At 46.4% G+C, this 2,033-nt stretch carries 1 protein-coding gene; it reads right to left on the bottom strand.

The genetic code is table 11. From position 1 onward, the window contains the following. Positions 1–1,634, bottom strand: a 1,634-nt coding sequence (locus JUI58_RS01495) for an NAD(P)/FAD-dependent oxidoreductase (protein WP_204101973.1), incomplete at its 3' end; no start/stop codon positions are given. Between the last annotated feature and the right edge of the window lie 399 nt (positions 1,635–2,033).

The raw sequence follows: 2,033 nt of genomic DNA, 5'->3' as shown, positions 1-2,033 counted from the left end.
TTTTCTAAAAAAGGTTGTTGGTTTTGGATGAAAGCACGAGCGCAATTGCGCCCTGGCATTCCAGAAATGCCTCCTCCTGGATGAGTGCCTGCTCCTGTTAAAAATAACCCATCAATGGGAGTTTTATAATCTGCTAATTCCGCTAAGGGACGGAAGAAAATCATGCGATCTAAGGTCATATCGATCTGATAGGGGCTTCCTTTTGCTAGTCCCAAACGCTGCTCTAATTCTGGTGGACTTTCGATGCGACGAGCAATAATCGATCGCTTAATATTGGGGGCATAAGCTGCTAATTTATCCAAAACGCGATCGCACACTTCTGCTTTTAATTCTTCAGTCCATCCCGTCCCTTTTAACCCCAGTCCTTCATGGTGAGCAATTTGATAAGGGACAAAAGATTCAACCCACAAAGTATGCTTTCCTTCCGGTGCTAAACTCGGATCGAGTAAAGTCGGGCAAACAACATATAAAACCGGATCTGAAGGAATTTCCCCAAAAGAACAGAAAGCGTGTGCTTTTTCTACATGATTAACCGAATCAGCAATTAAAATCGATCCCACCAGTGCCTCATCTGGGCGATCGTAGGCGATAAATTGCGGCGCTTCTGAGAGAGCCAAATCGATTTTAAGTACACTTTCATTATTGTTAACAATACGTCGCTCTAATGTTTCTCTTAACTTCGGTGCAGCACAGTCTACATCGACGCGATCGCACAACTCCAAAAATAAGCGACGAGCATCAATATTAGAAATTACCCCCGTATTAGCGCGATATTCCGTCCCATTACCAACCCGCACCCCTTCCACTCGTCCCGCATTGTTGACTAAAACGCGCTCTACCCGTTGTTTCGTCAGGATTTTACCCCCCCTATCCTCAATGCGTCGAACCAGGGCTGCAACCAGCGCTCCTGACCCTCCTCGCGGTCGAAATAAGCCCGGATCGTGACGCATCGCCATTCGCATCGCCCCGATCGCAATTCCTTTTTGAGAAGGAGGTGCGCCAATTTGCGCCGCGAGACAAGCGAGGGGGGCTTTTACGGTTTCGCTATCAAACCATTCACTGAGAAGATTAGTCGGGGAAGTAACAAGATTATGAACAAAATCGAGAACTTTATTTCTAGAGCCAAAAACCGTCCATAAATCTTGCCAATTCTCGCGATCGTAGTTCCCCGCAATATCGAGAAGAGCCATCGGAGAAGCATTAAAAATCGGAGCGAGGGCACCATTCAAATGCTGCCAATAGTCGATAAATTCAACATATTTACGAGCATCGCGATCGCTGTAACGGGCAATTTCCTTGCGGGTGCGCTCCACCGATCGCCAAGCAAGAAAATTTGTACCATCAGGTTGCGGACAAAATAACACCGGATCGCAAGGCAAATATTCCAACCCATATTTCCTTAATTCCAATTCTTCCACCACTGGACCGAGATGAATCGCTTCGTGATCGATCGCGCAAAGATCGAATTTAAAGCCTGGTGCGTCCTTGGGAAGGGCTTCTTCCGTCGTTGCAGCACCTCCTGGTAGCGATCGCGACTCCAAGAGCAAAACGCTGTAACCCGCTTCAAGCAAGTAAGCAGCACAGACCAAACCGTTATGACCCGCACCAATGACAATGACATCATAAGTCTCCATTTTTGTCCCTCCCTCTGCGAATCCTTGCCTCCAATTTTAGGGCATAACGAGACGACAAGATTTCCACGGGCTTGACAGAATTGCTCCTGTTGCATTTTTGCCATCACCTTTATCCTCTTAGTTTCCACAATCTCGCAAGATTGTTATGATTAAGGGATTATCCTGCATCTACCAAGTTGCCAAAATACCGCTCCATCCAGTTTAATGAGGAGAACTTGACCATTCTCGAGATTCGATCGCAACTGGGATATCGGAAGCGTAAAGTGTTATTAATTTAAATCGCGTTAACCAATTATGGGAAGTGTCAGGAACCTCAGCCTAAAGGCGTGAGGCTTGAAAGAGAAATCTAACAAGCCATTCTGACCAGACTAAGTACCCCGCGTACTACGTTATTTGGGT

The sequence above is a fragment of the Spirulina sp. CCY15215 genome (genome assembly GCF_016888125.1).
Lineage (GTDB): Bacteria > Cyanobacteriota > Cyanobacteriia > Cyanobacteriales > Spirulinaceae > CCY15215.
The sequence above is the reverse complement of the archived record's forward strand: the minus strand, read 5'-3'. Positions and strand labels throughout refer to the sequence as shown.